We start from the raw sequence: 24965 nt of genomic DNA on the forward strand, positions 1-24965 counted from the left end.
ACGGCTACAGAGAGGAACAGGCATGCCCGGAAAGAACGTTGCCCCGGACGAGGACCCGGCAAGCACCCGCGTCGACTGCGACTCCTGCGTGGAGTTCCGCCTCGGCGAGACCGAGGCCAACGCCGAACGGGACTGGAGCAGGGCGACCGACTGCCGCGTCCTGCTCAGACGCCACCAGGACTCGGCGGAATGCGTGGCCCGGGAGCCCCGGTGAACACGCCGGCCCCGCCGGACGAACCCCCCGACGGCCCGGACGAACCCACCGAACCGGCGGAGGACTCCCCGCAGTTGCGGCGCCTGCGGGCCCGCATGGCCGAGGAGAACCGCCTGCGCCGCTGGCTCCGGCGCGCCACATGACCGCACCCGCAGCCTGCCCGGCGACGGGCGCCGAGTACCTCGCCGAGGTCCACGGGGGCGCAGCCGCCTCCTCCGTGTTCCTCGGCGGGGTCATCGCCCCCACCCGCCGCCTCGCCCTGCGCTGGCTCCACCACCAGGCCCACCGCCTCGCCGACGCCCTCGACCCCGACCCGCACACGACCCACCTGCCCCCACACGCACTGCGCCCCACACCCCGCACCGCCGAACACGCCCCGACCCAACTCCGCTTCTGGGCCGCCGACTCGGACTACACCGAGGAAGCCACCGACCGCCTGGCCACCGGCCACCCGTACCGCTTCACCGCCCGCCAGGGCCCGGCCTGGTACCAGCTCACCGCCCGGCCCCTGCACACCCCCTCCAGCTCCGTCCGGCCGCCCGCGCGACGGCGGCGGCCGGACGGGCCTCATCCCGACAGAGGAGACACCGTGACCACACCGAACGCATCCCCCGACGACAACCAGCCCGACCTGCCGGACACCACCCCGGAACCGGAAACCCCGAAGCCGGACCCGGCCCTCCCCGAGCCCCCGGACGCCCCCCGCTACGTCCGCTGCCCCATGCTGGGCTGCGGCAGGCTCCACGAGGTCACCGACCTCTGATGACCCGCAACCTCGCCGTCACCGTCGCCGCCCTCGCCTGGACAGCCACCATCGCCGTCCTCATCGCCCGCCTCTGACCGGGCCCCGAACCCACGCCCTCAGAGCCGCAGCTCCGGCGGGAACCCCGTCCACCGCAGCTCTTCCGGCAGGTGGCCCAGGTCGTTGAAGAGCATCAGGGCGGCGGGGCGGCCCGGGGTGTAACGGAGCACCGTCAGGCCGGTGTTGGCGTGGTTGAGGCCGATCCAGCGCCAGGCCGGGGCGTCGAGGGCGTCGCGGACCAGCCAGGCGGCGAGGAAGGCGTGGGTGACGACGAGTTCGTGGCGGACCTCGTCCCCGTCGGCCGGCCCGGTGAACCGCTGCTGGGCCGTGCGGGCGAGCGCCGGTCCGGGCTCGCGCTCCTCGGCGGGGAAGCCGGCGAGGCGTTCGAGCGTGGCGTCGGCCGACTCGGCGGGCAGCTCCTCGCGCGCGGGGAGGTATGGCAGGTAGTCCCCCGCCTCCTCGGCGACCTGCGCGGGTGGGCCCCCGGCCCGCTCGGCGACGATCCGGGCCGTCTCCGCCGCCCGGGCCAGCGGCCCGTGATGCACGACGGCCAGCCCCGCCCCGGCCAGCCGCTCCCCGAGCAACTCCGCCTGCCGCCGCCCGGCACCGGTGAGCCCGGATTCGTCGGAAGTGGCCTCGGCGTGGCGGGTGACGTAGAGGTAGCGGGTGGCGGGCATGGCGGGGTGCTCCTCGCTGCGGGGCGGGCGCCGGACGCGGTGGGCAGGTGGCCGCATGGCCGGGGCGCGCGGGTGGTGTCAGGGTCGGTCGGGGGGACGCCGGCGCGCGTGAACCGGTTCCGCACGCCCCCGTTCGGGCAGCCCGGGTGCCGAGCTTCGAGCCTTGAGCTTCGGGCTCCGGGCCCCGGGCCTCGGGCTTCGAGCCGTCTTTCTCCCCGGCGGGTCCCGGTGGGTACCGGTCTTTCCGGGCGGTGAAAACCACCCTCCCGCCCGCCCCAACCCGGCCTGACACCAGCGGAGATGACAATCGGTGATCGGCTTGCGCCCGACGGTGAGAAAGCTCTAGGTTCGCGATAAGCAAATCGACCCCGGGCGGCGCTGGCACGCCGACTCCGGGGTCTGACCATCACGAAGCAGAACTTCGAAGGAACTTCGTACATGGCTATTCCGCAGTTTAGTGCTGCCTGCCCGCCCGCGCCCCACCCCCGCGCCTCCGAGGGCTACGGAAAGCGCTACCCGGACCGGCAACCCCCCACCACCGAACCCGACTTCACCGGCCTCCCGCCCCGCGAGGCGGCCATCGCCTGCTACATCGACCGGCTCCCCGAGGGCTCCGCGATCGGCTACAAGACCCTCGCCTCCGTCCTCCCCGCCTACGGCCAGCAGGCGTGCTCCTCGGCCCTGCGCGCCCTCAGCGCCGCCGGTCACCTGCGCCGCATCCGCGAACACCTGACCCTCCACGACCGGACGATGCGCTGGGTCACCCGCACCTACTGGTCCCGCGAGCCGCACGACGACGCCTGGTGGGCGGAGTTCGCCCGCAGGATCAAGGGCATCGACGTCACGGGCGCTCGCGGCGAGGGCCTGGCCCGGGCGGACCAGGGGGCACGCGAGACACCGGGCGCCCCGGACACGCCCCCGTCCGCCCCGCCGACACCCCCACAAGCCCCCGCGGAGACCCCGGAAGCCCCTGTCGACAGCCCGGCAGCCCGCCCGGCCTGGCTCGCCCACCCCGACGAGGCGCGCCCCCAGCCTCGTACCGAGCACCCGGCCCCGGCCCCGGAGACCGCCGCGAGCACCCCCGGCTACCGGGCCCTCGCCCGCCTCGCCCACGTCGAGCCGCGCCTGACGCTCTCCGCCGCCGAGTGCGACGCCCTCGCACCCCTCGCAGACCAGTGGCTCCAGCGGCGCGTACGCCCCGAGCACCTGACCCTCGCCCTGACCTCGGGCCTGCCCCAGGGCCCCATCCACAGCCCCGCCGCGTTCCTGCGCTCACGACTGGAGAAGAAGATGCCTCCCCTGCCCGCCGACTCGGCCCCCGCCTCCGCCGAGGAGACCGCAGCCCAACCCGGCCGGGTCACCCGCGTGATCATGCTCTGCGCCACCTGCGACCAGGACGAGACCACCGTCCCCCTCACCGACGGCCTCTGCCCCGACTGCCACGCCCTCCTCACCGAGGAGCGGGCCGACATCCCCGCCGGCATCCCCGCCACCTTCCTCGCGCAGCCGCCCCGCGCCAGCGGCCCGGAGGTACCGCTCGGCGAGGTGGCGGCCCGACTCCTCAGCCGCTGAGCCCACTTCGCCGGAGCAGGGAGAGCAGCCGCTCCCAGTGGAGCGCCAGCCCCTCCGCGTCGAAGGCGTCGGTGTCGCGCATGGTGTACCCGTGCACGGTCCCGGGATAGATCTCGGACGTGTACCGGACGCCCGCCGCGTCCAGAGCCCGGTTCAGCTCCCCCAGCGCCTCCGGCGTCAGGTCGGACTCGGCGTGCCCGAGGTGGACCTCGGCGGTGATCGGCGCAAGCAGCCCGTGCAGCCCGCCGGGCCCGCCCGCGACCACCGGGGAGTGGAACCCGGCGACGGCCGCCACCCGCTCCGGGTACGCCGAGGCCGTCCGCACCGCGAGCAGGCCCCCGATGCAGTAGCCGGTCACCGCGACCGGCCCGTCCGCCACCTCGGGCTGCGCGGCGAGAAACTGGAGGTAGGCGTCCGCGTCCCGCTCGACCTGCCCGCCGCCGAGATGCGCCTCGATCGACGGCATGAGCTTGCCGAGGATCTCCGGACGGGCCTCTTCCCCGATGTGCGCGGGAAGTTCGACCAGCGGCACCGGCCCGTCCCGGTACAGGAAGTGCGGCGCCAGCACGTAATACCCGTGCCCCGCCAGCTCCCGCACCATCTCCTCCAGCACCGGCCGCAGCCCGAAGGCGTCCGGGTACAGCAGCACTGCGGGATGCCGCTCCCCGTCGTCGGGAAAGGCGGCGAAAGCCTCGGACTCGCCGTCGGCGGTGGCGATCCGCAGGGTCTTGCTCAGCATGAACTCTCCTGTCGTGGTGCGTGCGTCGAAGCGTCGTCGCGTCACTCACACGGCAGGAGGCGGAGACCGCGCGGCGCTCAGGAGAGCACCGGGTAACCAATCCGTGCGTGGCGCGAGGCCGTCCCGGTCATCATGGGAACAGCCTAGGCCAGGCGCCTGCTTCCGCCCGGACGCGTACCCGGTACTCCCCCGGCGGCGCCCCCCGGGCCCGTCGAAAGGCTCGGCTGAAGGCGTGCGGGGAGGCGTAGCCGACCGCGCCGGAGATCGACTCGACCGGCTCGTCGGTGTCGCGGAGGCGGACGGAGGCCAGGTCCATGCGCCACTGGGTCAGGTAGGCGCCCGGGGTCTGACCGAGGGCGGAGCGGAAGCGTCGGGAGAGGGTCGTGCGGGAGACGGCTGTGGCGGTGGCCAGGGATTCGGTGGTCCAGGGGTGTTCGGGCCGGGCGTGGAGGCGTTCCAGGGCGTCGCGTACGACCGGATCGCGGAGCGCGCCCAGCCAGGAGCCGGAGTGGCTTTCCGGGTGACGGGCCAGCCATACGCGGACGAACTGGACGAGGAGCAGGTCGACGATGCTGTTGACGGCGGCGGTGGTGCCGGTCTGCGGGTCCGCGAGTTCCGCCGTGAGGAGTGAGACGACCATGCTGAGCCTGGTGTTCTCCCGGCTCGTGACGTGCACCGGGCCGACGAGGGAGGTGAACACCGGCGTACTCACCTCAGGGTCCTGCTCGTAGCGCAGGACGAGCACTTCCGTCTCGGCTGGGGCCGAGCCCAGGTGCAGGGCGGTGCCGTCGGTGAGGGCCTGGGCCGTGGCCTCCCGGTCGCAGGAGCCCATCGCCGTACGGGTCCCGCCGGCAATGCCGTGGGCGGTGCCCGGCGCCAGCAGGACGGCGTCCCCCGCTTGGACCTCCAGGGGTTTCCCGCCCGGGACGTGGAGCCACATCGTGCCCCGGGAGACCACGTGCAGCGCCGCCGCGGGGGAGGAGTCCAGCCACAGGCCCCAGCTTCCGCCGGCCTTGAGCACGACCCCGAGCGCCCCTCGCGCCCCCGAGACGCGCAGGGCCTCCGCCAGTACGTCCATCGTTCCCCTCGCGTCGACCGGCCTCAGACCACGTCGAGGACGATCTTCCCGTGCACCTTCCGCGCGAACAGCGCCTGGACGGCGTCGCCCACGTCCTGCCAGACGCCTCGGTGTCCGACCGGCGCCGCGAGCTTCCCGGCGGCCATGAGGTCGAGCAGGTCCGTCAGGTCCGCGCTGGTCGGTGTCATGTCTCCGAAGGTGGCGAGGGTGCGGGGTGTGCCGAAGCCGAACAGGGTCCCGGACGGGAACGTGGTGTCCTGCCCCGAGGAGTAGCCGACCGCGTGGACGGTGCCGCCCTCGGCGAGGTGGTTCCACGCCTCGGCCAGCAGCGGCCCGCCGACCGTGTCCAGGACGAGGTCGAACCGGCGCTCCGTTCCGGACAGGCCGGTCAGGACGTGGCCGGCGCCCAGTGCGCGGAGTCCGGCGGCCCGGTCCGGGGACCCCACGAGTGCCGTCACCCGGGCGCCCGCCAGCGCCGCCAGCTGTACGGCGAAGTGCCCCACGCCCCCGCTGGCGCCGGTGATCAGGACATCGCGCGCCAGCAGGGAACGCGTACGCAGCACCCGCAGCGCGGTGACCCCGGCGATCCCCGGCGCGGCACCGTCGGCCAGTGTCACGCCCTCGGGGTAGTTCAGCTCTCCGAAGTTGAGGCCGATGTGGCGTATCTCGACCAGCGCCTGGTCGCGGGAGGGCACGGGCTCATCGACCTCGGCGAACCGGACGGGTCCGGACGGGCCGTGGTCGACCACGAGGGCGCGCATGGGTCAGTCTCCTTCTGTCGTGGTGCGTGCGGTCGCGGGAGCCGCCGCCGCACCGGCGTCAACGGCGTCAAGGCCTCACCCGGAAACCCTCCCTGCGGGACCGGCGCGGTGACCATCCCCGCCAGAACCGAACAGTTGACGATCTGTGCCGGCGGGGGCGCCCGCCCCCTCCCCTTCCACCTTTCGGTCGATGGCCGCACCCCCTCCCTTCCGTACCGTGGAAGAACGGCCGCCCGTCTGCCGCGGTGGCCGGCCGCCCCGCCGTCCGGAGACCCCCGTGCCCAGCACCACCCCCGCCCCCGCTCCCGCGCCCCCGCGCACCCCACTCGCCACCCCGACCCCCCGCGTCCTCGCCTGGTGTCTGCACCTGCTCGTCGCGGCGCTGCTGGTGATGGCGGTGGGGCGGGCCCTGGTCGCCGGGGGCGGGCAGGCGTGGGCGGTCGCCGTGGTGGGGGTGGCGTTCGGGGCGGTGTACGCGGCCGGGCCCCTGGTGCCAGGGGTGCGGGGGTCGCGGCGGGGGGCCGTGGTGTGGCTGGTGGCGGTCGGGGTGCTGTGGGCGGGGCTGCTGGGGCTGACGGCGGACGCGATGTGGCTGGCGTTCCCGTTGTTCTTCGTGCAGCTGCATCTGCTGGCGGGGCGGGCCGGGCCGTGGGCGGTGGCGTTGACGACGGGGGTGGCGGTCTGCTCGTACGCCGCGCACCAGGGCGGGTTCACGGCGGCCGCGGCGATCGGGCCGGTGATCGGTGCGGCCGTGGCGGTCGCGGTGGTCCGGGGTTACCAGGCGCTGTACCGGGAGAGCGAGCAGCGGCGGCGGCTGATCGAGGAGCTGACCCGGGCGCGGGCCGACCTGGCGGCGGCGCAGCACACGGCCGGGGTGCTGGCCGAGCGGGAGCGGCTGGCGCGGGAGATCCACGACACGCTGGCGCAGGGGCTGAGCAGCATCCAGTTGCTGCTGCGCGCGGCCCAGCGTTCGCTCGGCGGCGAGGCGGGCGCCGGGCGGTACGTCGAACAGGCCCGGCAGGCCGCCGCCGACAACCTCGCCGAGGCCCGCCGGTTCGTCGCCGCCCTCGTCCCGCAGGACCTGGAGGGGACCACGCTGGCCGGGGCGCTGGAACGGCTCTGCGCCACCACCTCGGCGACCGCTCCCCTCACCGTCCGCTTCCACCTCGCCCACGACCCGGGCCCGCTGCCCGCCGCCTACGAGGTGGCGCTGCTGCGGATCGCGCAGGCGGCGCTCGGGAACACCGTGCGGCACGCCGCGGCGCGGACGGCCGAGGTGACGCTGAGCGGGCTCGGGGACGCGGTGGCGCTGGACGTGGTGGACGACGGGCGCGGGTTCGACCCGGCCGCCCTGCCCGCGCCCGCCCCGGACCGGGGCGGCTTCGGCATCCCCGCGATGCGCGCCCGGACCCGCGCCCTCGGCGGCACGCTGACGATCGAGTCCCGGCCGGGCGGAGGCACGGCGGTCGCCGCCCAGCTGCCGGTGCCGCCAGTGGCGACCGCACCTGACCCCGACCCCGTACCGGAGGCCCCACGATGACCGCCATCCGTCTGCTGCTCGCCGACGACCATCCGATCGTGCGGGCGGGGCTGCGGGCCGTGCTGGAGACCGAGCCGGACTTCGAGATCGCCGGGGAGGCGGCCAGCGCGGAGGAGGCGGTGGCGCTGGCGGAGCGACTGGCGGTGGACGTCGTGCTGATGGACCTCCAGTTCGGGCCCGGCGCGCGGATGAACGGCTCCGAGGCCACCGCCGCCATCACCGCCCGGCCCGGGGCGCCGCGCGTCCTGGTGGTGACCACGTACGACTCGGACGCCGACACGCTCCCGGCCATCGAGGCGGGCGCCACCGGCTACCTGCTCAAGGACGCCCCGCCGGAGGAACTGGCGGAGGCGGTCCGTACGGCCGCTTCGGGCCGGACCACGCTGGCGCCCGCCGTCGCGGACCGGCTGCTGCGCCGGATGCGCACCCCGGGTACGGCGCTGAGCAGGCGCGAGACGGAGGTGCTGGGGCTGGTCGCGGAGGGCATGTCCAACCTCCGCATCAGCGAGCGCCTCCACCTGAGTCAGGCCACCGTCAAGTCCCACCTGGTGCACATCTACGCCGAGCTCGGCGTCGACTCCCGTACGGCGGCGGTCGCGGCGGCCCTGGAACGCGGCCTGATCCGTCGCTGACCCGTCCGTTCCCGGGCTACGAGGTCAGCCGCCCCAGACGGCCTTGGCCAGACCGAGCCCGATGACGGCGGCGCCGAGGGCGGCGGTGACGCCGAGGGCGACGTTGGCGAAGGCGGCCCGGCGGGCGCCGGTCTCGGCGAGGCGCAGGGTTTCGTAGGAGAAGGTCGAGTAGGTGGTGTACGCGCCGCAGATGCCGGTGCCGGCGAAGAGCAGCAGGTTCTGCGAGGCGGCGCCGGTCAGCAGGGCGCCGATCAGCACGCCGAGGACGAGGGAGCCGGTCATGTTGACGGCGAGGGTGCCCCGGGGGAAGCCGGAGGAGTGGCGGCGCTGGACAGCACGGTCGGTGAGGTACCGCAAGGGCGCCCCGATCATGCCGCCGACGACGACGAGCAGCCAGTTCACGCCGTGCTCCCTTCCGCGCGGCCGGGCCGCAGACGGACCGCCCACCGGGTGAGCCACGCCCCGGCGGTGACGGCGGCGAGCGCGGCGGCGACGGTCAGGGCGAGGTAACCGAGGGCGCGGCCGGGGCGACCGCCGTCGAACAGGGTCTGCACGTCGACCGCGTAGGTGGAGAAGGTGGTGAAGCCGCCGAGCACTCCGGTGCCGAGGAAGGGCCGTACCAGCCGGGGCGCGTCCGTCCACACCTCGGTGAGAAGCGACATCAGCACGCCCATGGCAGCGCACCCGGCCGCGTTGACGAGGAGGACCGTCCAGGGGAACGCCCCGGTCGGCGTCGGCCACAGCACGATCGCCCCGTACCGGACGGCGGCCCCGACGCCGCCCCCCAGCGAGATCGCGACCAGCACGGGCAACTGCCTCTCCGGCCGCTCCCCCGGCGCGAGTCCGGGCCCCAGATCGGGATCGACCGGCTCCGGGGGCGGGAGGGGGAGGTTGGCGCGGTGCGTCCCGGCGGGGTCGGGGGCCACGCCGTCCGGGGTGTGGGGCGGGTGGGGCATGGGGGGAGGTTACGCCCGTGCTGGTCGGCCTAGCCTGACGGCATGCGTCCGCCCGCCGCCCCCGCACCCGCCGACCCGCCGGGCCCCGGCCCCGAGCCCGGCTGGAACGTGGCCCTCCGGCGCCTCCTGAGCGACCCCTACGTCTTCGTGGCGAGCGGGCCGAGGCGCCACGAGGAGTGGGCGCGGGACGTCCTCGCGGTGCTGCGGCGCGAGGTGGCCGACCCGCGCGGCTGGCAAGGGCTGGACGCGGACCGCGCCGGTCCGGGCCGCGAGCAGGTGCCCGCCTACCCGTTCGCGCCGCCGCCCGCCGAGCGGTTCCCCGCGTACCTGCGGCCGCTGGAGCGGGCGGCGGCGGCCGGCGCGCTCGCCGTCATGAGCGAGGAGTGGCAGTCCGAGCCCGCGCCCGTCCGCTCCCGCCCGGACCGCGAGGCCGTCCTGGCCGACGCGCGGACCCTGCTCGACCGGTACGGGCCGGACGCGGAGTACTGGACCAACGCGATCGCGGCCGGCTCCGGCCCGGACCCGGACTTCGTCGCGGCGGGGCTGCGCGGCACCGGCTCGTACACCTTCCTGACCGGGGTATACGTCAACGGACTGGACCTGTACGAGGACTTGGGCCTGATCGCGGTGAGCGCCGACGAAGTGGGCGTCTTCTGGTCGGTGGGCGCCTACTGAGGGGCGGGCGGGGCCCGTTCAGCGCTTCCGCCCGTCCGGCCGCCCCCCGGCAACACCCCTGTCGACTTTCTGTAAATAACAACGCGCAAGGGGTTCCCTCGGGCGACCCGCCTTCTTACCATCGGTAACACCACGTGTGTGGTATCGCCCGAATCCGGACGAAGGGGCCGCTCCCATGGCAACGACCGACGCACAGCCCACCGCCCAGGACGAGGGCGGGCACGACATCAACGACATCACCCGCCGGCTGCTCGAATCCTCGGCGAAGCTCTCCTACGACCCAGCCACCGAGGTGGACTGGGACACCCCGCTCGACAAGTCCTTCCACGGCATGAGCCCGGAGTGGAGCTCCCTCTACGGGACCCGCTACTGGGACGAACTGACGGAGGACCAGCGCAAGGAACTGACCCGGCAGGAGTCCGGGTCGGTGGCGAGCACCGGCATCTGGTTCGAGGTGATCCTCCAGCAGATGGTGCTGCGGGACATCTACGCCAAGGACCCGGGCAGCCCCGAGTTCCAGTGGGCGCTCACCGAGATCGCCGACGAGTGCCGGCACTCCATCATGTTCGCGCGCGGCGTCCGCAAGCTCGGCGCCCCGGCCTACAAGCCGCGCCGCGCGGTGATGGAACTGGGCCGCCTCTTCAAGACGCTGGCGGTCGGCGAGGCCGCGTACGCCTCGATCCTCGTCGCCGAGGAAGTCCTCGACGTGATGCAGCGCGACTGGATGCGCGACGAGCGGGTGGTGCCCTTCGTGCGCACCATCAACAACATCCACGTCGTCGAGGAGTCCCGGCACATGAAGTTCGCCCGGGACGAGACGATCAAGCGGCTGGAGAAGGCGGGCTGGCTGCGCCGGAACGTCCAGGCGCTGGTCATCGCCATCTGCGCGTACTTCGTCATCACGAGCATGTGGAACCGCGACGTGTACCGCAACGCCGGCCTGAACACCGAACGGGCGCTGGCCGAGGCCAAGGAGAACCAGCACCACAAGTCCATGATCCGCTCCAGCTGCTCGGGGCTGATGGACTTCCTCGCCTCCGCCAAGCTCCTCACCCGCCCGGCGGCGGCGGTCTACCGGCGGGCCAACCTGCTCTGACCCGCCCCGGCGACACCACGGCGGCGGGCCAAGCGCCCGCCGCCGCCCGTCGCCGTACCCTCGCGGTCCGCGTCCTGGACGGGCCCGCACCCCCTCCTGGTCCGGGCCGCCCCGGGCCCGTACGACCGAGCCGGAAGCGGACCATGACCTACGCCATCACCCAGACCTGCTGCAACGACGCGACCTGTGTCGCGGTGTGCCCGGTCAACTGCATCCACCCCACCCCCGAGGAACGCGCCTTCGGCAGCACCGAGATGCTGCACATCGACCCGCGCTCCTGCATCGACTGCGGCGCCTGCGCCGACGCCTGCCCGGTCGACGCGATCTTCCCGGTGGACCGCCTCAAGCCCGCCCACCGCGAGTACGCCGCCCTCAACGCCGCCTACTACGAGGAGCAGCCGGCGACGGAACGGGAGGGGGCGGCGACGCCCGCTGCCGCGGCGACCAAGGTCGGCGCCGAGGCCGAAGCCGAGGCTGAGACGGCCGAGCGCACCGGCCCCCTCTTCCGCGAATGGGACGCGCCCGGCTTCGCCCGCTCCCTGCCCTCCGACTTCGCCCCGCTGCGGGTCGCCGTCGTCGGCACCGGCCCGGCCGGCATGTACGCCGCCGAGGACCTGCTGCTGCACACCAACGCCCAGGTCACCCTGGTCGACCGGCTCCCCGTCGCGGGCGGCCTCATCCGGTACGGCGTGGCGCCCGACCACCCGGCCACCAAGAAGGTCGGCGAGGCGTTCGCCCGCTTCCACCACCACCCGCGCGTCCGCATGCAGCTCGGCCTGGAGGTCGGCAAGGAACTGTCCGCCGCCGAACTCGCCGCCCACCACGACGCGGTCATCTACGCGGTCGGCGCCGCCACCGACCGGCGGCTCGGCATACCCGGCGAGGAACTGCCCGGCTCGGTCTCCGCCACCGGGCTCGTCGCCTGGTACAACGCCCACCCCGACCACGCCCCCGACGCCGTCTCCCTCGACGCCGAACGCGTCGTCGTGGTCGGCAACGGCAACGTCACCCTCGACGTCGCCCGCATCCTCGTCTCCGACCCCGACACCCTCGCCGCCACCGACATCGCCGGTCACGCGCTGGACGCCCTGCGCGGGCGGCGGGTCCGCGAAGTGGTGCTGCTCGGGCGCCGGGGCCCGGAGGACGCCGCGTACACCCGGACCGAACTGCTCGCCCTCGGCCACCTCGACGGGGTCGACCTCGTCGTCGACGACCACGACCCGCGCATCGGCGCCGCCATCGACGCCGCCGGGCCGCTGGACAAGGCAGGCATACTCGGCGGGGTCACCCGTACCGCCGTCGACTGGTCGCAGCCGCCCGCGCCGGGCCGCCGCATCGTCTTCCGCTTCCACTCCGCGCCGCTCGCCCTCACCGGCGAGCAGGCCGTCACCGGGGTCCAGGTCACCGGCGGGACCGAGATCCCGGCCCAGCTGGTGGTCCGCTCGATCGGTCACCGGGGCGTGGCCTTGCCCGGACTGCCCTTCGACGAGACCACCGGGACCGTGCCGCACGAGGGCGGGCGGGTGCGCGGGCGCGCAGGCGAGTACGTGGTCGGCTGGATCAAGCGCGGCCCCTCCGGCGGCATCGGCGCCAACCGCGCCTGCGCCGCCGAGACCGTGACCACCCTGCTCGCCGACGCGGTCGCGGGCGAGCTGCCCACGCCTTCCGGCACCGCCAAGGAGTTCGCCCGGCTCGCCCGGCGCCGCAACCGGCGCCTCGTCGACGCCCGGGGGCTCGCCGCCATCGAGCGGGCCGAGCGGGAGAGCGGGCGGCGCGACGGGCGGGTCCGCACCAAGTTCGCCACCGTGCCCGAACTGGTGGCGGCGGCCCGCCGGAGCAGGCTGCGGCTGCCGGGCTGAGACCGGGCCGCGCGGGGCGGCCCGACGCGAGGTGGTGCGGAACGTCTCGGCCCGGACCTTCCGTACCACCTCGCGATGTTTCACGTGAAACCACGTGTTTCGCGTGAAACATCACACGGTGGGTGGCCGGGCGGGGCCGGGTGGCCTGCGGGAGGGCCCGTTTAACCTGGAGACGGCCCGCCCGCCGGCGGGGCCGTGTCACGCGAGGAGTAACCGTGAACGCCGTCGTGCCCGCTCAGGGCGTCCCCGATCTGGCCGGACCCGTACCGATCGGGCCCTGTGTGCTGCTGAAGCACGGCGAGGTCTTCCTCAAGGGCCGCAACCGGCACCTCTTCGTCGAGCGCCTCCACGACAACCTCCGTGGCGCCCTGCGCGGCGTGGCCGGCTCCACCTGGATCAAGGAGATGCAGAACGTCACCGTCCTCGGCGGGGACGCGCCGCAGGACGAGCTGATCGCACGGGCCCGGCGCGTCATGGGCTTCGTCGCCGTGCAGCCGGCGATGCGCGTGGAGACCAGCGAGGAGGCGATCGTCGCCGCCGCCGTCGCCGCCCTGGACGGGGCCGCGCCCGGCACCACCTTCGCGGTCCGCGCCCGCCGCCGCCACAAGCCCTTCCCGCTCACCTCCACCCAGCTGGAACGCCTCGTCGGCGCGCGCATACAGGAGGCCCACGGGCTGCCCGTCGACCTGACCCGCCCCGACGTACGCGTCGAGGTCGAGATAGACCGCAAGGAGTCCTACGTCTCCGGCCTGCGCCACACCGGCCAGGGCGGCCTCCCCGTCGGCACCAGCGGCCGCGCCCTCGTCCTCCTCTCCGGCGGCTACGACTCGCCGGTCGCCGCCCATCGCGCCATGCGGCGCGGGCTGCGGTGCGACTTCGTCCACTTCACCGGGGCGCCGTACACCAACGCCGCCTCCGCCTTCAAGGCGTACGCGCTGGCCCGCGAGCTCAACCGGTACCAGCCGCCCGGCAAGCTCCACATCGTCGCCCTCGGGCACGCGCAGAAGCAGCTCGCCGTGGCCGGGGCCGGGCGGTTCCAGGTCGTCGGGCAGCGACGCCTCATGGTCAAGGCCGCCTCCGTCCTCGCCCGGCGGCTGCGCGCCCAGGCGCTGGTCACCGGGGACGCGCTCGGACAGGTTGCCAGCCAGACGCTCAGCAACATGGCCCTCGTCGACGAGGCCGCCACCCTGCCCGTGCTGCGGCCGCTCATCGGCTGGGAGAAGCAGGAGATCATCGACGAGGCGCGTCGGGTGGGCACCGCCGAGATCTCCGTCCTGCCGGACGAGGACTGCTGCCAGTTGCTCGCTCCGCGGCAGGTGTCCCTGCGGACCAAGCTCGAGGACGTGGCCGGCTTCGAGAAGCGGCTCGACGCCGACGAGCTCATCGACCAGATGCTGGCCTCCGCCCAGGTCACCAGGCCGGGGGCGGACGAGGCCCCGGCCCCCGCGACCCCGGCCGCCCCCTCGGCTTGCCCTGCCTGACCCCTTCGCCGGGGCTGCGCCGCGCCTTGGGGTGCGGTGCCGGTCTTTGCCCGTGCCGGTCTTTGCCCGTGCCGGTCTTTGCCCGTGCCGGTTTGCCCGTGCCGGTCACCGACTGGCCTCCAACGCCGGCCGGGCTGGGGTGGGCTGCGAGGGGACGGGGGCTCCGCCTCCGCCTGCCCGCCCTGGCCCTGCGGGTCACTGACGGCCTCAAGCGCCGGCCGGGCTGGGATTCGGTGGGGTGTGGCTGCGCTCGGCTCCCCGACCTTCCGGTGGTGACTGTGCCGGTCACCGACTGGCCTCAATCGCCGGCCGGGCTGTCATTGGCCGGACTCCGTCTCGACCGTGCCGGTCACCGACCGGCCTCCAACGCCGGCCCGGCTTGAGGGGGGCCCTCAGTCGCCGGCCGGCCGGTCGGTGCCCAGCGGCGCCAGCCCCGGCCGCTTCGCCACCCGCCCGTCCGCCGACGAGCGGCCCCGCACTCTGCGCCCCAGCCACGGCCCGAGGAACCCCGCCACCCACCGCGCCTCGGCGGCCAGGGCGCGTACGCCTCGCACCGGAGCCACGGCGGGCAGCGGTACGGCCCAGCCCCGGTCACTGCCGGGCAGGGCGAGGGCGTGGGCGAAGGCGGCGGCGATGCGGGCGTGCCCGAGCGGTGCCGCGTGGAGGCGGTCCGGGCTCCACAGGCGCGGGTCGACGACGACCTCCTCGCCGTACGTCTCCACCACCAGCACCCCGTGCCGGGCGGCCGCCTCACGGATACGGGCGTTGAGCGCGGGGACGCGCGGCGCCAGCGGCCGGGCCAGCGGGACCAGCCGTTCCATCGCCGGGAAGGTCAGGGTCGCGACGCGCGCCCCGACCCCGGTCAGCGCGGCGAACATCGCCTCCAGCTCGGCCCCGGTCGCGTCCGCGTCGAAACGGGGACGCAGCAGGTCGTTCATGCCCGCGACGACCGTGGCGAGGTCCGGCCGCAACGCCAGGGCCGCGTCGAGCTGGGTGGCCCGCACCTGCCCGGCCAGCTGCCCCCGCACGGCGAGATTGGCGTACTGAAGTCCGGGCTCGGCCGCGTCCAGCAACTCGGCAAGCCGATCGGCCCACCCGCGCAGCCCCCTCACCTCGTCCCCGTCCCCCAGCCCCTCGGTCTGACTGTCCCCCAACGCCACATACCGCACCACCGACATCCCGGCCCTCTCCTGATCCCCGCCCAGCCAACCCTGCCCACGCCCCCAGGAGGCTAGCGGCCCCACCAATCCCCTCGGCCACCTTCCCAGCCCGGCCGTGGCATGAGGCCACCCATTCAAGCCCGGCCAAAGACAGCCCGGCCGACGCTTGAGGCCACCCCCCAGCACCCGGTGCGACCAGCACCGCACCCGTGAACCTTGCCGGAACGGCAACCACCTTTGCCTGAATAGCCACCCCACCCGCATCCTCGGCCCTACCACCCACCGAAGGGAGCCCCTCATGCCCACCCCGCACCCGCACACACACCCCCACGCCTACGACGTAGTCGTAGTGGGCGGCGGCGCAGCCGGCCTCGCAGGCGCCGTCACCCTGGGCCGCGCCCGCCGCACCGTCCTGGTCGTGGACGCGGGCACCCCCCGCAACGCCCCCGCCGCAGGCGTCCACACCTTCCTGAGCCGCGAGGGCGTCAGCCCCGCCGAACTGCTGCGGACCGGCCGGGACGAGGTCACCGCGTACGGCGGCGAGATCCGCGAGGGCACGGTCACCGACGCCCGCCGGGAGGGGGACGGGTTCGTCGTCACCCTGGCCGACGGGAGCGAGGTCAGCGCCCGCCGCCTGCTGGTCACCACCGGCATCACCGACGAGCTGCCGCCGGTCCAGGGCCTGGCCGCCCTCTGGGGCAAGGACGTCCTGCACTGCCCGTACTGCCACGGCTGGGAGGCCCAGGACCTGCCGACCGGCGTCCTCGCCACCGGCCCGCTCTCGGTCCACCAGGCCCTGCTGTGGCGCCAGTGGACCGACGACCTGACCCTCTTCACCCACACCACCGCCGGCCCCACCCCCGAGGAGCGCGAGCAGCTGGAGGCCCGGGGCACCCGGATCGTCGACGGCGAGGTCACCGGGGTGGAGACCGGCGAGGAGGGGCGCCTCACGGGCGTACGGCTCGCCGACGGCAGCCTCGTCCCGGTCCGCGCCCTGGCCACCGGCGGCACGCTCACCGCCCGCGCCGGTTTCCTGGCGGGGCTCGGCCTGGAGACGGTCCCGGTGGAGGTCGGCGGCACGGTCATCGGCAGCCGTCTGGACACCGACGCGACGGGGCTGACCAGCGTCCCGGGCGTCTGGGCGGCGGGCAACGTGGCCAGCCCGACCGACCAGGTCGTCATCTCGGCGGGCGCCGCCGTCCGGGCCGCCGCCGTGCTCAACATGGACCTCGTCACCGAGGAGACCCGCCTCGCCATCGAGGCCCGCCGGGCGGGCTAGGGCGGAGGCCCAGGACGTACGGAAGCCCGGCCGGACCGGTCGCGGGCGACCTGGTCCGGCCGGGCTCGGCGGGTCCGTCAGCCCTGCTCCGCGGCGCCCCCGAGCTGGGCGGAGGCCGTCTCCACGGCGGTGCGCTCGACGGGAGCGGGCTCGGTGCCGGGGGCGGGGCGGCAGGTGAAGCCGAGGCGGGTCAGGGCCCGCGTGACCTCACCGGCGCTGAAGTCGCGCCGGTCCTGGCGGGTGATGACCTCGCCGACCTGCTTGACCGGGTAGTGGTGGCGGCCGATGATCACGTACTCGCCGGTGACCGGCTCGGGCTTGACGCCCTTCATCTTCGCCACCACCTCGCTCTTGACGAGGTCGAAGGGGAAGCGGGCGATGACACAGCGCATGGGTGCCTCAACTCACGGGGTTTCGAAGGGGACCGGCGCCGGACTGCGCCCCTGGGATGCCGGTCGGGTAGGGGAGCGCGAGGACAGCCTGAGCGTATCCGTCCGCGCGCTCCGCGGGGGGAGGATTCGGGCAGGCGTTCTGCCCGCAGCGGGCCGCTCAGGCGGCAGGACGGGCCCGGACGGCCGCCGCGCGGCGCGCCTGGGCTGCCGGGCTGCGGCGGCCGCGCGAGGAGGAGGCGCCGCGACGCGGGGAGGCGGGCGCGGGGGCCCGGACGACGACGGGGACGCCGGAGGGCGTCCGGGCGCCGGTGATACGGCTCAGCTCGGCCTCGCCGGAGCGGACCCGGGTGGTCTGCGGGGTGATGCCCGCGTCGGCCATCAGGCGGCTCATCGAGCGCCGCTGCTCGGGCAGGACGAGGGTGACGACGCTGCCGGAGGCTCCGGCGCGGGCGGTGCGGCCGCCACGGTGGAGGTAGTCCTTGTGGTCGGCGGGCGGGTCGACGTTGACGACCAGGTCGAGGTCGTCGACGTGGATGCCGCGCGCGGCCACGTTGGTGGCGACCAGCGCGGTGACGTGCCCGTCGCGGAACTGGGTGAGGGTACGGGTGCGCTGGGCCTGCGAGCGGCCACCGTGCAGTGCGGCGGCGCGTACCCCGTTGCGGAGCAGGTGCTCGGCGAGCCGGTCCACGGCGTGCTTGGTGTCCAGGAAGAGGATCACCCGGCCGTCGCGGGCGGCGATCTCGGTGGCCAGGGCGTGCTTGTCGGGCCCGTGGACCTGGAACAGGTGGTGCTCCATCGTGGTGACCGCGCCGGCCGAGGGGTCGACGGAGTGGACCGTCGGGTCGTCCAGGTAGCGGCGGACCAACAGGTCGACGTTGCGGTCGAGGGTCGCCGAGAAGAGCAGCCGCTGCCCACCCGGACGCACCTGGTCGAGCAACGCGGTGACCTGCGGCATGAACCCCATGTCGGCCATCTGGTCGGCCTCGTCCAGCACGGTGGCGCCGACCTGGTCCAGACGGCAGTCGCCCCGGTCGATGAGGTCCTTGAGCCGCCCCGGCGTCGCCACGACGACCTCGGCGCCGCCGCGCAGCGCCGACGCCTGCCGCCCGAGCGAGAGCCCCCCGACCACCGTGGTCATCCGCAGCCGCAGCGCGCGGGCGTACGGCGTGAGCGCCTCGGTGACCTGCTGGGCCAGCTCGCGGGTGGGGACCAGCACCAGGCCGAGCGGGCTGCGCGGCTCGGCGCGCTGCCCCTCCAGCCGGGCCAGCAGGGCGAGGCCGAAGGCGAGGGTCTTGCCGGAGCCGGTGCGGCCCCGGCCGAGGATGTCGCGCCCGGCCAGCGAGTTCGGCAGGGTCGCCGCCTGGATCGGGAACGGCTCGGTGACGCCCTGCGCGGTCAGGCAGGCCAGCAGCGGGGCGGGCAGGCCGAGCTGGTCGAAGGTGTCGACGGGCGGGAGCGCGGGGGTGCCGGTGACGGGCGGGGCGAACTCGCCGCGGGCTCCGGCGCGGGTGCGCTCCCCGCCGGAGCGGCGGGCGCCCTGCGGGCCGCCGCGGCCCGGGGAGCGGAAGCGGTCGGGGTTGGTGGAGCGGGGGGCGCCGACGCCCCGGTAGCCGCCGCCGGAGCGTCGGCCGGTGCGGTCGTCGCTACGACTCGCGCGGTTCTGGTTCATGGGAACCTCCTCGTTGCGGAACGCCGGGGAATCCCGGCCGCGCGGAGCTGAAACGCGGAAGAGTCACCGATACGAACCGAAGAAAATGCGGGGCAACGCCGAAGAGCTGGACAGCTGAGAGCCGGGCGGCTGATCGGTCGAACGTCCGGGAATGCGCGAGGGGGGGCGTCGATACGCCGGTGACGCGCTCGCGTACTGCCGTGGAAGGCCCACTGAGAACGGGGCCGGTGCTGCTCTGTGCGACCACTCGCGACAAGGCGCGCGGAGCGCGCTCAGGCGGGCACGGGGTGCCTTCGCGGTGCGGGGATCGCGGTCGTCCCGCTCACCGGTGGAGCGGGCGCGCCGGTCGGGCGCTGGGGGGAAAGCACGAGCTGGGGCCCGCACCCAAGGTGCGGGCCCCAGCTGCGTCGGTGCTGAGCGTCGTCAGGCGACGACGATGTTCTCGGCCTGCGGGCCCTTCTGGCCCTGCGTGACGTCGAAGCTGACCTTCTGGCCCTCGACGAGCTCACGGAAGCCCTGGGCCGAGATGTTGGAGTAGTGGGCGAAGACGTCGGCGCCGCCGCCGTCCTGCTCGATGAAGCCGAAGCCCTTTTCCGCGTTGAACCACTTCACGGTGCCAGTAGCCATGTCAATTTCTCCTTCGGGGCAATTCACCGGGACACACACTGTGCGTATCCCGCGCCGCCGCGATGATTACCCCGCCCGGAGAAAAATCTCCGGAAATACACAAGCGTTCCTGCTGATGGCCGTCGGTTTCCCGGCGGACCCTCCGCGAAGAGCGTGAAATTCTGGCAACCACAACTGCAACTCGACCGACACTAGCACGCACCCTCCGGCGGCACAGGGGCCGAAAGTGTTCATTCCGGCGGCCCTTGCGGATTACCGTCCGCAGCCCCGTGAGGAAATCCGCACCCGCCGCGCGGCCTCTTTCTGCACCAGCCACGACAGATATTCAGCGACCGGTCGCGAGGGTTCCGCCGGGGCCGGCCGCCCGCTCCCACCCCGCGAGGACCCGCGGTACCCGCGTCGCGGCGGTTCGAACCCCGCGACACTCCGCCAAAAACTGTCACGGCCACGTTAGACATGGGACCGTCCCGGAGTTAGCCTTTTCCTTCCGGGTGCTGTGCTCCGCCGGAGTCCCGAGCCCGCCGCAGGCAGCGGAATGGGCCGGGAGAACTTCCTCCGGAAGGAGCAGCGATCCGTCCCACGAAGAGGTGCAGGTGACCCGAAAGACCCCGCCGGACCCGGCGGACAAGTTCGACGACGAGGACTACCCCGCGTACACGATGGGGCGCGCGGCCGAGATGATCGGCACCACCCCGGCGTTCCTGCGGGCCGTGGGCGAGGCCCGGCTGATCACGCCGTTGCGCTCCGCCGGCGGCCACCGCCGCTACTCGCGCTATCAGCTCCGGGTGGCCGCGCGCGCCCGGGAACTGGTCGACCAGGGCACGCCCGTCGAGGCCGCCTGCCGCATCGTGATCCTGGAGGACCAGCTCGAAGAGGCCCTCCGCGTCAACGAGCGGCTGCGCGACGCCTCCTCCGTCTCCGGCGGCGGAGCCACCCGCGACTGACGGCTCAGCCCGCCGACGGCTCAGACCAGACGGCTCAGACCAGGGACAGGGTGATGGTCACGCACTTGCCGCCGTCGGGCAGGGGCCGCACCGAGACCTCCCGGCAGAGGCGGCGTACCAGCGGCCAGCCGTAGCCGCCGACCAGCGGGCGGTCGAGGTCGAAGGGGCCGTCGGGGCGGGTGGCGGTGGGGAACTCCGGGCTGGCGTCGCTGACGTGCAGCGTGAGGTGGGAGTCCTCCAGCTGGACGTCGAAGCCGGTGAGGCCGCCGCCGTGCCGGATCGCGTTGGTGACCAGTTCCGAGGTGACCAGCAGGGCGTCGGCGAAGACCACGGTGTCGCCGAGCCCGTCGCCGGTCTCCCCGGTGGCGTCCGGGCCGAAGCTGTCGCGCAGGGCCTGCTGCACCAGGGCACGGGCCTCGCCCGCCGTGCCGGGCACCTGCGGGGCGCGCCGGGCCGGCCGGTGCTGCGGCGCCTCGACGATCCGGGGTGCCCACGCGGGACGGCGGCCGTTCTCGGCGCGGGCGGGACCCGTCCGGTAGTGGATCAGGTCTCCGTCGCCTTCGTCGACTGTCACGACTGGCCCCCTTGCGCGTCGGTGCGGCTGCTCGGCTCTGCGGTTGCGGTACGGCCTGGTCGTGGCCCTGGGCCGGTCTCCCGGCGGGGCTGCCGCCGGGAGACCGGGTACCCGGGAGCGGCCGGGTTCATTGCTCCCTGGCCGCCCGGACGTCGGGTGCCGTCTCGAACACGGCGAGGGTGCCGGTCACCTCGAAGAGCCGGGTGACGAGATCGCTCATCGGTCCGGCGAGGATGAGGCGCCGCCCCTGTTCGCCGTGGTCGCGCAGGGCCCGTAGCAGGCTGCCCAGAATGCTGGAGTCGGCGAAGCCGGTCCCGGAGAGGTCCACGACCGTCCGGGACGCCTGCTCGCGCAGCGCCTGCGCGAGTGCGGCGTCCAGCGCGGGTGCGGTGTGCAGGTCCACGTCGCCGTGGACCCCGATGACGAAGGCGGAGAGTTCCGCGCTCGTAGTGATGTCCATCCCGGATCTCTCCAGCATGCTCCTGTCCTCCTTCTCCGCCCGGGACGACGCGGCACCCTCTGTCTCGGTCCGCGCGGAGACCCGGGCTGCGGGCCCGCGGACCTCGCCGGTGGCCGCGCACGGTGCGGTTCTCGCGGCCGGACTGCTTCTCCTGGCGTTCCACGAATCCCACTCCTCGGTTCGGACGGTCCGTTCCGTTCAGCGCTTTTTGCCACGATCTCCCTGTTCAAACGGCGGGCGGCGTGGAGAGGGAAATGCCGGGGAGCGCACCGGGCGTACGCGGGAAAGGTCCCGACGCGCCGGAGGAGCGGCCCGCCGGTGGCCCGGATTCCGGCCCTCGCGAGGGGTTCACGTCCTGTTCGGAAGCGGAAAGTGGGCGGCCACGCACCGCCCCCGACCAGCGAGGACGCACGGAGGTGGCGGCCGGGAGCCCGGCGGGAAGGCCCCGGATTCCCGGATCGAAACCTGCGAATCCCGGGGAATTCGCTTTCCGGGAGGCGGGCGCCGGGGCCGGAATGGGGAATTGCGGCCGTCAGGCCGGGCCGGGCTCCTCTTCCGGGCCGACCAGGTAGCGGTGGGTCCCGGTGACCGCCAGCAGCCGGTCCAGGTGGGGCGGGCGGCGGTCGAGGCGCAGGGCGCAGGCAGCGGCGCCGGTGCGGCGGCCGATCATGAGGAGGGCGGCCAGGCCCAGCGAGTCGCAGGCGGTGAGCCCCGCGCAGTCCAGCCGCAGCAGCCAGGGTGCGGGACGCTTCGCCAGGCGGCGGGCGACCTCCCGTACCAGCGCGTCGGCGCTCTCGTGGTCGAGGGCGCCGGTGAGCCGCACGGAGAGGGTGCCGGGGGCGGCGGGCTCGGGGGTGAGGGCCAGGCCGGTGCCGCCGAGGTCGTCGGGGTCGTTCAGAGGGGTCATGCGGGTTATCCGGGGCCGGTGGGGGCGGGTGGTCGGGCGAGGGCGGGGGTCAGCCGCCGGTGAGGGGGGCGAGGGCCGCGCCGCCCCGGTCGAGGAGGCGGGTGGCGCGGGGGAAGTCGCGCAGCGGGTCGCCGAGGAGTTCCAGGGCCGGGGTGAGGGAGCGGGCGGGGACGCCGCGCGCGTCGAGGATGCCCGCGGTCCAGGTGAGGAAGGAGGTGAACAGCGCGTCGTCGTCCACGTAGAGGGCGGTGGCGAGGAAGTCGACGATGTGGGCGATGTCCTCGGCGGTGCGCTCGCGCTGGCGCTCGGTGTAGCCGCGCATCGCCGGGAAGCGGTCGGCGAGCCCGTCCACGGTCTCGCGGACGAGGCGGGTCCGGCCGCGGCTGACCAGCGTGTACTCCTGGTCGGCGAGGTGCGGCAGGTCGTCGACCGGTTCGTGGGCGACGGCGCCCGAGGGCACCCCGAGTCCACCCGCGGCCACCTCGGCGGCGGCCCGGGCGTCCGGGGCCCAGCCGTCGGCGCCCAGCAGCCGCGCGTACCGCCCGTCGGCGCCGAAGGCGGCCCCTCCCGCGAGGACGGGCACCCCGGCGGCCTGGCAGGCGGTGATGGCGGCGTGCGCGGTGGGCAGCCGGGTGGGGATCGAGGAGGAGAGTGCGACCAGGTCGGGGCCGGTCTGGTGGAGGTGGGCGATGAGGTGCGGGGTGGGGGCCTGGGCGCCGAGGAAGTCGACGCGCCAGCCGCGCAGCCGCAGCGTCTCGGCGAGCAGCCGGGCGGGCAGCGCGTGCCACTCGCCCTCCACGCAGGCCACCGCGATCCGCCCGCGTCCCTCGCCGGGCGGCGGCGAGCGGTGGGCGAGGGCGGCGATGATCCGGTCGTTCATCGCGGTGGCGGCGTGCTCCTGGACGACGGTGAGCCGGTTGGCCGCCCAGCCGAGCCCCACCTCCGCCTGGACGGGCCCGATCACGTCGAGCAGCGCCTCCTCGGCGCTGAGCCCGCCGTCGAGGGCGGCGAAGAGGAGGTCGACGGCGGCGTACTCGTCGCCGGCCAGCAGGGCGTCCCAGAGAAGCGCGCGCAACGGCCCGGCGGCCGTGGCGGTCTCCTCGGGCGTACGGGTGGTCATGCGCTGCCCCTGCCCCGGCCGGCGGCGGTCACCACACCTCCCGGGGATTTCCTCGGCACGGTGACGGCGACCATGGCCATGTCGTCGTGCTCCCCGGCGCCGACCCACTGGGCGGCCAGCATCTGGACGCGCTCGACGACGGCCTCGGCGGGCATCCCGGCGCATTCGGCGAGCGCCTCGCGCAGCCGCTCCTCGCCGAACAGCCGGTCCCCGAAGGGGCCGCCGCGCGCCTCCGTGACGCCGTCGGTGTAGAGCAGGCAGGTCTCCCCGGCGCGCAGCGTGACCCGGGCGGTGGTGGCCTCGACCTCGGGCAGCGCGCCGACCAGCGACCCCCGGGTGTCGGCCGCCTCGACGGTGCCGTCGGCGCGGACCAGCAGCGGCGGCGGGTGCCCGGCGCTGGTCAGGTCGAGGCGGACCGCGTCGCCCTCGCGGATCGCGGAGGCGAGGACGAGGGTGGCGAAGCGGGTGTGCTGGGAGCTGAGCAGCGAGTCGTTGAGCATCCGCAGGACGCGCGGGTGGTCGTCGGCCATCGGCAGCAGCGCCTGAAGGGTGTTGCGGATCTTGCCGGTGAGGACGGCGGCGTCCAGTCCCTTGCCGCAGACGTCGCCGAGGACCACCAGGGAGGCCCCGGCCTCGCCCGCCGTCGGGTGGACGTCGTAGAAGTCGCCGCCGACCCGCTCGCCGCGCTCGGAGGCGCGGTAGCCGCCGGCGAACTCGACGCCGCGGATCTGCTCCAGGCGGGGCGGCAGCAGTTCCCGCATGAGGGTCTGGGTGACGGCGGCCTGCTCGGCGTACATCCGGGCGGCGGAGAGGGCGGCTCCGGCGCGGGCGGCGAAGAGGCGGGCGAAGACCTCCTCGGGCTCGGTGAAGGCGCGCTTGCCGTCGCGGCGGAGCAGGATCAGCGCCCCGGCCGGGACGCCGTGGCCGGGCAGCGGGATGACGGCGACCGCGCCGACCGGCCCGCCGAACTCCTCGGGCACCGCCCAGTCGGGCAGCGCCTCCGGGTCGATCCAGCGCGAGGGGACGGGCGGGAAGCCCTGGAGCGCCTCGGCGAGGCCGGGCACCTCGAACGGGTCGAGGGGGAGCAGCGCGCGGGTCGGGCCACCGCCGTCCACCGCCCAGGCCAGCGGGGTGCGCCGGCCGGCGCCGGGAAGGACCACGACGACGCCGTCGGCGAGGTGGCGGGCGGCGAGGTGGGCGGTCACCTCCATGCAGCGCTCGGTGTTGAGGGTGGCGAGCAGCGCGTTGGAGGCTTCGGCGAGGAAGGCGGTGCGGGCCCGTTCGACCGCGAGCGCGGCCTCGGCCTCGGCCCGCTCGGTGTCGTCGCTCAGCCACCAGACGAGCTCCGTCGCGCCGGCGCCCCGGTTCCCGCCGCCGGCCGCCGGCCGCGCCACGGCCCGGTAGACCCGCTCCCCGACCGGTCCTGAGGCGGCGTCACCCGGCTCCTGCCCGGTGACGGCCGCCCGGTGGGCGGCGCCGAGCCAGTCGGGTACGGCGGCGGAGAGCGGGGCGCCGGGAACGGCGCCGGGGAAGAGGGCGGTGGCGTGAGGGTTGGCGGTGACGACGGCTCCGGCCGCGTCGGCCACCAGGACCGGGCAGGGGGCCTCGTCCCAGGCGCCGGGCACGGCGGTGCGCCCGGTCCGCGCCCGGGGCGCGCCGATGGTGGAACTCCTCGTAGCGTCCACGTGTGCGGGCCCTTCGCTGGGGCCCTGCCACCTTCCCGGCAGATCGACGACGGTCCTCCCCCTCCT

General features: G+C 74.9%; 26 protein-coding genes and 1 pseudogene. 12 read left to right on the plus strand and 15 right to left on the minus strand.

The genetic code is table 11. From position 1 onward, the window contains the following. Positions 1-22: 22 nt before the first annotated feature. The 3 genes and pseudogenes from OIM89_RS12975 to OIM89_RS12985 all read left to right on the plus strand — a co-directional run. Positions 23-214, plus strand: coding sequence for a hypothetical protein (locus OIM89_RS12975; protein ID WP_151168580.1), 192 nt, complete (start codon positions 23-25; stop codon positions 212-214). Continuing rightward, entirely contained in the window at positions 211-357 is a 147-nt protein-coding gene (locus OIM89_RS12980; RefSeq protein ID WP_175459135.1) for a hypothetical protein, read from the plus strand. Before OIM89_RS12975 ends, OIM89_RS12980 begins: the two co-directional genes overlap by 4 nt. Then, positions 354-758 (plus strand): annotated as a pseudogene (locus OIM89_RS12985) (hypothetical protein); the annotation flags it as partial. The gene OIM89_RS12980 and the pseudogene OIM89_RS12985, both read left to right, overlap by 4 nt. 317 nt (positions 759-1075) lie before the next feature. On the opposite strand, the gene OIM89_RS12990 reads toward OIM89_RS12985, so the two are convergent. Continuing rightward, the gene (locus OIM89_RS12990; RefSeq protein WP_264491280.1) at positions 1076-1693 is read right to left on the minus strand and encodes a histidine phosphatase family protein; all 618 of its coding nucleotides are present in this window, start codon (positions 1691-1693) and stop codon (positions 1076-1078) included. Between the two features lie 438 nt (positions 1694-2131). Between OIM89_RS12990 and OIM89_RS12995 the strand changes: the two genes are divergently transcribed. Continuing rightward, positions 2132-3265: a hypothetical protein gene (locus tag OIM89_RS12995; RefSeq protein ID WP_226964195.1), complete on the plus strand. Its 1134-nt coding sequence runs from the start codon at positions 2132-2134 to the stop codon at positions 3263-3265. On the opposite strand, the gene OIM89_RS13000 is transcribed toward OIM89_RS12995, so the two are convergent. The 3 genes from OIM89_RS13000 to OIM89_RS13010 all read right to left on the minus strand — a co-directional run bounded on the left by OIM89_RS13000 (position 3255) and on the right by OIM89_RS13010 (position 5843). Then, the gene (locus tag OIM89_RS13000; RefSeq protein ID WP_151168584.1) at positions 3255-4004 is read right to left on the minus strand and encodes a dienelactone hydrolase family protein; all 750 of its coding nucleotides are present in this window, start codon (positions 4002-4004) and stop codon (positions 3255-3257) included. The two genes, OIM89_RS12995 and OIM89_RS13000, sit on opposite strands and share 11 nt — an antisense overlap. 130 nt (positions 4005-4134) lie before the next feature. Beyond that, positions 4135-5082: an AraC family transcriptional regulator gene (locus OIM89_RS13005; protein ID WP_264491281.1), complete on the minus strand. Its 948-nt coding sequence runs from the start codon at positions 5080-5082 to the stop codon at positions 4135-4137. A gap of 23 nt (positions 5083-5105) precedes the next feature. Next, on the minus strand, positions 5106-5843 hold the full coding sequence (locus OIM89_RS13010) for a zinc-binding dehydrogenase (RefSeq protein WP_264491282.1): 738 nt from the start codon (positions 5841-5843) through the stop codon (positions 5106-5108). A 277-nt stretch (positions 5844-6120) separates the two neighbouring features. On the opposite strand from OIM89_RS13010, the gene OIM89_RS13015 reads away from it, so the two are divergent. After that, complete coding sequence (locus OIM89_RS13015) at positions 6121-7383, plus strand: sensor histidine kinase (protein ID WP_264491283.1); 1263 nt, start codon at positions 6121-6123, stop codon at positions 7381-7383. Next, positions 7380-8015, plus strand: a complete 636-nt coding sequence (locus tag OIM89_RS13020; RefSeq protein ID WP_264491284.1) for a response regulator — start codon at positions 7380-7382, stop codon at positions 8013-8015. The genes OIM89_RS13015 and OIM89_RS13020 overlap by 4 nt, the downstream gene beginning before the upstream one ends. A 24-nt stretch (positions 8016-8039) precedes the next feature. On the opposite strand, the gene crcB is transcribed toward OIM89_RS13020, so the two are convergent. Together crcB and OIM89_RS13030 are read right to left on the minus strand one after the other, a co-directional pair. Continuing rightward, on the minus strand, positions 8040-8417 hold the full coding sequence (crcB, locus tag OIM89_RS13025; RefSeq protein ID WP_030700253.1) for a fluoride efflux transporter CrcB: 378 nt from the start codon (positions 8415-8417) through the stop codon (positions 8040-8042). Next, positions 8414-8971 (minus strand): FluC/FEX family fluoride channel, encoded by a 558-nt coding sequence (locus OIM89_RS13030; protein WP_047465817.1) that lies wholly within the window; start codon positions 8969-8971, stop codon positions 8414-8416. The genes crcB and OIM89_RS13030 overlap by 4 nt, the downstream gene beginning before the upstream one ends. Positions 8972-9013: 42 nt before the next feature. Here OIM89_RS13030 and OIM89_RS13035 point away from each other — a divergent pair, with 42 nt between their 5' ends. The 4 genes from OIM89_RS13035 to thiI all read left to right on the plus strand — a co-directional run bounded on the left by OIM89_RS13035 (position 9014) and on the right by thiI (position 14082). Continuing rightward, on the plus strand, positions 9014-9646 hold the full coding sequence (locus OIM89_RS13035; RefSeq protein WP_030699845.1) for a hypothetical protein: 633 nt from the start codon (positions 9014-9016) through the stop codon (positions 9644-9646). Between the two features lie 175 nt (positions 9647-9821). Next, positions 9822-10742 carry an AurF N-oxygenase family protein gene (locus OIM89_RS13040; RefSeq protein ID WP_030699846.1) on the plus strand — a complete coding sequence of 307 codons (921 nt, stop codon included), beginning with the start codon at positions 9822-9824 and terminating at the stop codon, positions 10740-10742. 143 nt (positions 10743-10885) lie between these two features. After that, complete coding sequence (locus OIM89_RS13045; RefSeq protein ID WP_264491285.1) at positions 10886-12601, plus strand: FAD-dependent oxidoreductase; 1716 nt, start codon at positions 10886-10888, stop codon at positions 12599-12601. Positions 12602-12816: 215 nt separating this feature from the next. After that, positions 12817-14082 (plus strand): tRNA uracil 4-sulfurtransferase ThiI, encoded by a 1266-nt coding sequence (gene thiI / locus OIM89_RS13050; protein ID WP_030699848.1) that lies wholly within the window; start codon positions 12817-12819, stop codon positions 14080-14082. A 392-nt stretch (positions 14083-14474) separates the two neighbouring features. On the opposite strand, the gene OIM89_RS13055 is transcribed toward thiI, so the two are convergent. Further along, positions 14475-15260, minus strand: coding sequence for an SGNH/GDSL hydrolase family protein (locus OIM89_RS13055; RefSeq protein ID WP_030699849.1), 786 nt, complete (start codon positions 15258-15260; stop codon positions 14475-14477). A gap of 280 nt (positions 15261-15540) precedes the next feature. Here OIM89_RS13055 and OIM89_RS13060 point away from each other — a divergent pair, with 280 nt between their 5' ends. Further along, the gene (locus OIM89_RS13060; RefSeq protein WP_264491286.1) at positions 15541-16521 is read left to right on the plus strand and encodes an NAD(P)/FAD-dependent oxidoreductase; all 981 of its coding nucleotides are present in this window, start codon (positions 15541-15543) and stop codon (positions 16519-16521) included. A gap of 77 nt (positions 16522-16598) precedes the next feature. Here OIM89_RS13060 and OIM89_RS13065 read toward each other — a convergent pair whose 3' ends face one another. The 3 genes from OIM89_RS13065 to OIM89_RS13075 all read right to left on the minus strand — a co-directional run bounded on the left by OIM89_RS13065 (position 16599) and on the right by OIM89_RS13075 (position 19209). Further along, positions 16599-16913, minus strand: a complete 315-nt coding sequence (locus OIM89_RS13065) for an SCO5918 family protein (RefSeq protein ID WP_030699851.1) — start codon at positions 16911-16913, stop codon at positions 16599-16601. A 157-nt stretch (positions 16914-17070) separates the two neighbouring features. Beyond that, the gene (locus OIM89_RS13070) at positions 17071-18582 is read right to left on the minus strand and encodes a DEAD/DEAH box helicase (protein WP_030699852.1); all 1512 of its coding nucleotides are present in this window, start codon (positions 18580-18582) and stop codon (positions 17071-17073) included. A gap of 423 nt (positions 18583-19005) precedes the next feature. Beyond that, on the minus strand, positions 19006-19209 hold the full coding sequence (locus OIM89_RS13075; protein ID WP_023417942.1) for a cold-shock protein: 204 nt from the start codon (positions 19207-19209) through the stop codon (positions 19006-19008). 587 nt (positions 19210-19796) lie between these two features. Between OIM89_RS13075 and OIM89_RS13080 the strand changes: the two genes are divergently transcribed. Beyond that, positions 19797-20153, plus strand: a complete 357-nt coding sequence (locus OIM89_RS13080) for a MerR family transcriptional regulator (RefSeq protein ID WP_030699853.1) — start codon at positions 19797-19799, stop codon at positions 20151-20153. A 34-nt stretch (positions 20154-20187) separates the two neighbouring features. Here the strand turns inward: OIM89_RS13080 and OIM89_RS13085 are convergent, their stop codons facing one another. From OIM89_RS13085 to OIM89_RS13105, 5 genes are all read right to left on the minus strand, one after another. Beyond that, positions 20188-20727 carry an ATP-binding protein gene (locus OIM89_RS13085; RefSeq protein ID WP_047465832.1) on the minus strand — a complete coding sequence of 180 codons (540 nt, stop codon included), beginning with the start codon at positions 20725-20727 and terminating at the stop codon, positions 20188-20190. Positions 20728-20854: 127 nt separating this feature from the next. Continuing rightward, positions 20855-21205 (minus strand): STAS domain-containing protein, encoded by a 351-nt coding sequence (locus OIM89_RS13090; protein ID WP_047465834.1) that lies wholly within the window; start codon positions 21203-21205, stop codon positions 20855-20857. Between the two features lie 514 nt (positions 21206-21719). After that, complete coding sequence (locus OIM89_RS13095) at positions 21720-22094, minus strand: STAS domain-containing protein (protein WP_030699856.1); 375 nt, start codon at positions 22092-22094, stop codon at positions 21720-21722. Between the two features lie 49 nt (positions 22095-22143). Then, positions 22144-23214, minus strand: a complete 1071-nt coding sequence (locus OIM89_RS13100; protein ID WP_030699857.1) for a B12-binding domain-containing protein — start codon at positions 23212-23214, stop codon at positions 22144-22146. Next, positions 23211-24899: a PP2C family protein-serine/threonine phosphatase gene (locus OIM89_RS13105; RefSeq protein WP_264491287.1), complete on the minus strand. Its 1689-nt coding sequence runs from the start codon at positions 24897-24899 to the stop codon at positions 23211-23213. The genes OIM89_RS13100 and OIM89_RS13105 overlap by 4 nt, the downstream gene beginning before the upstream one ends. Between the last annotated feature and the right edge of the window lie 66 nt (positions 24900-24965).

This window comes from Streptomyces sp. BI87, from assembly GCF_025957665.1.
Classification (GTDB): Bacteria; Actinomycetota; Actinomycetes; order Streptomycetales; family Streptomycetaceae; genus Streptomyces; species Streptomyces albidoflavus.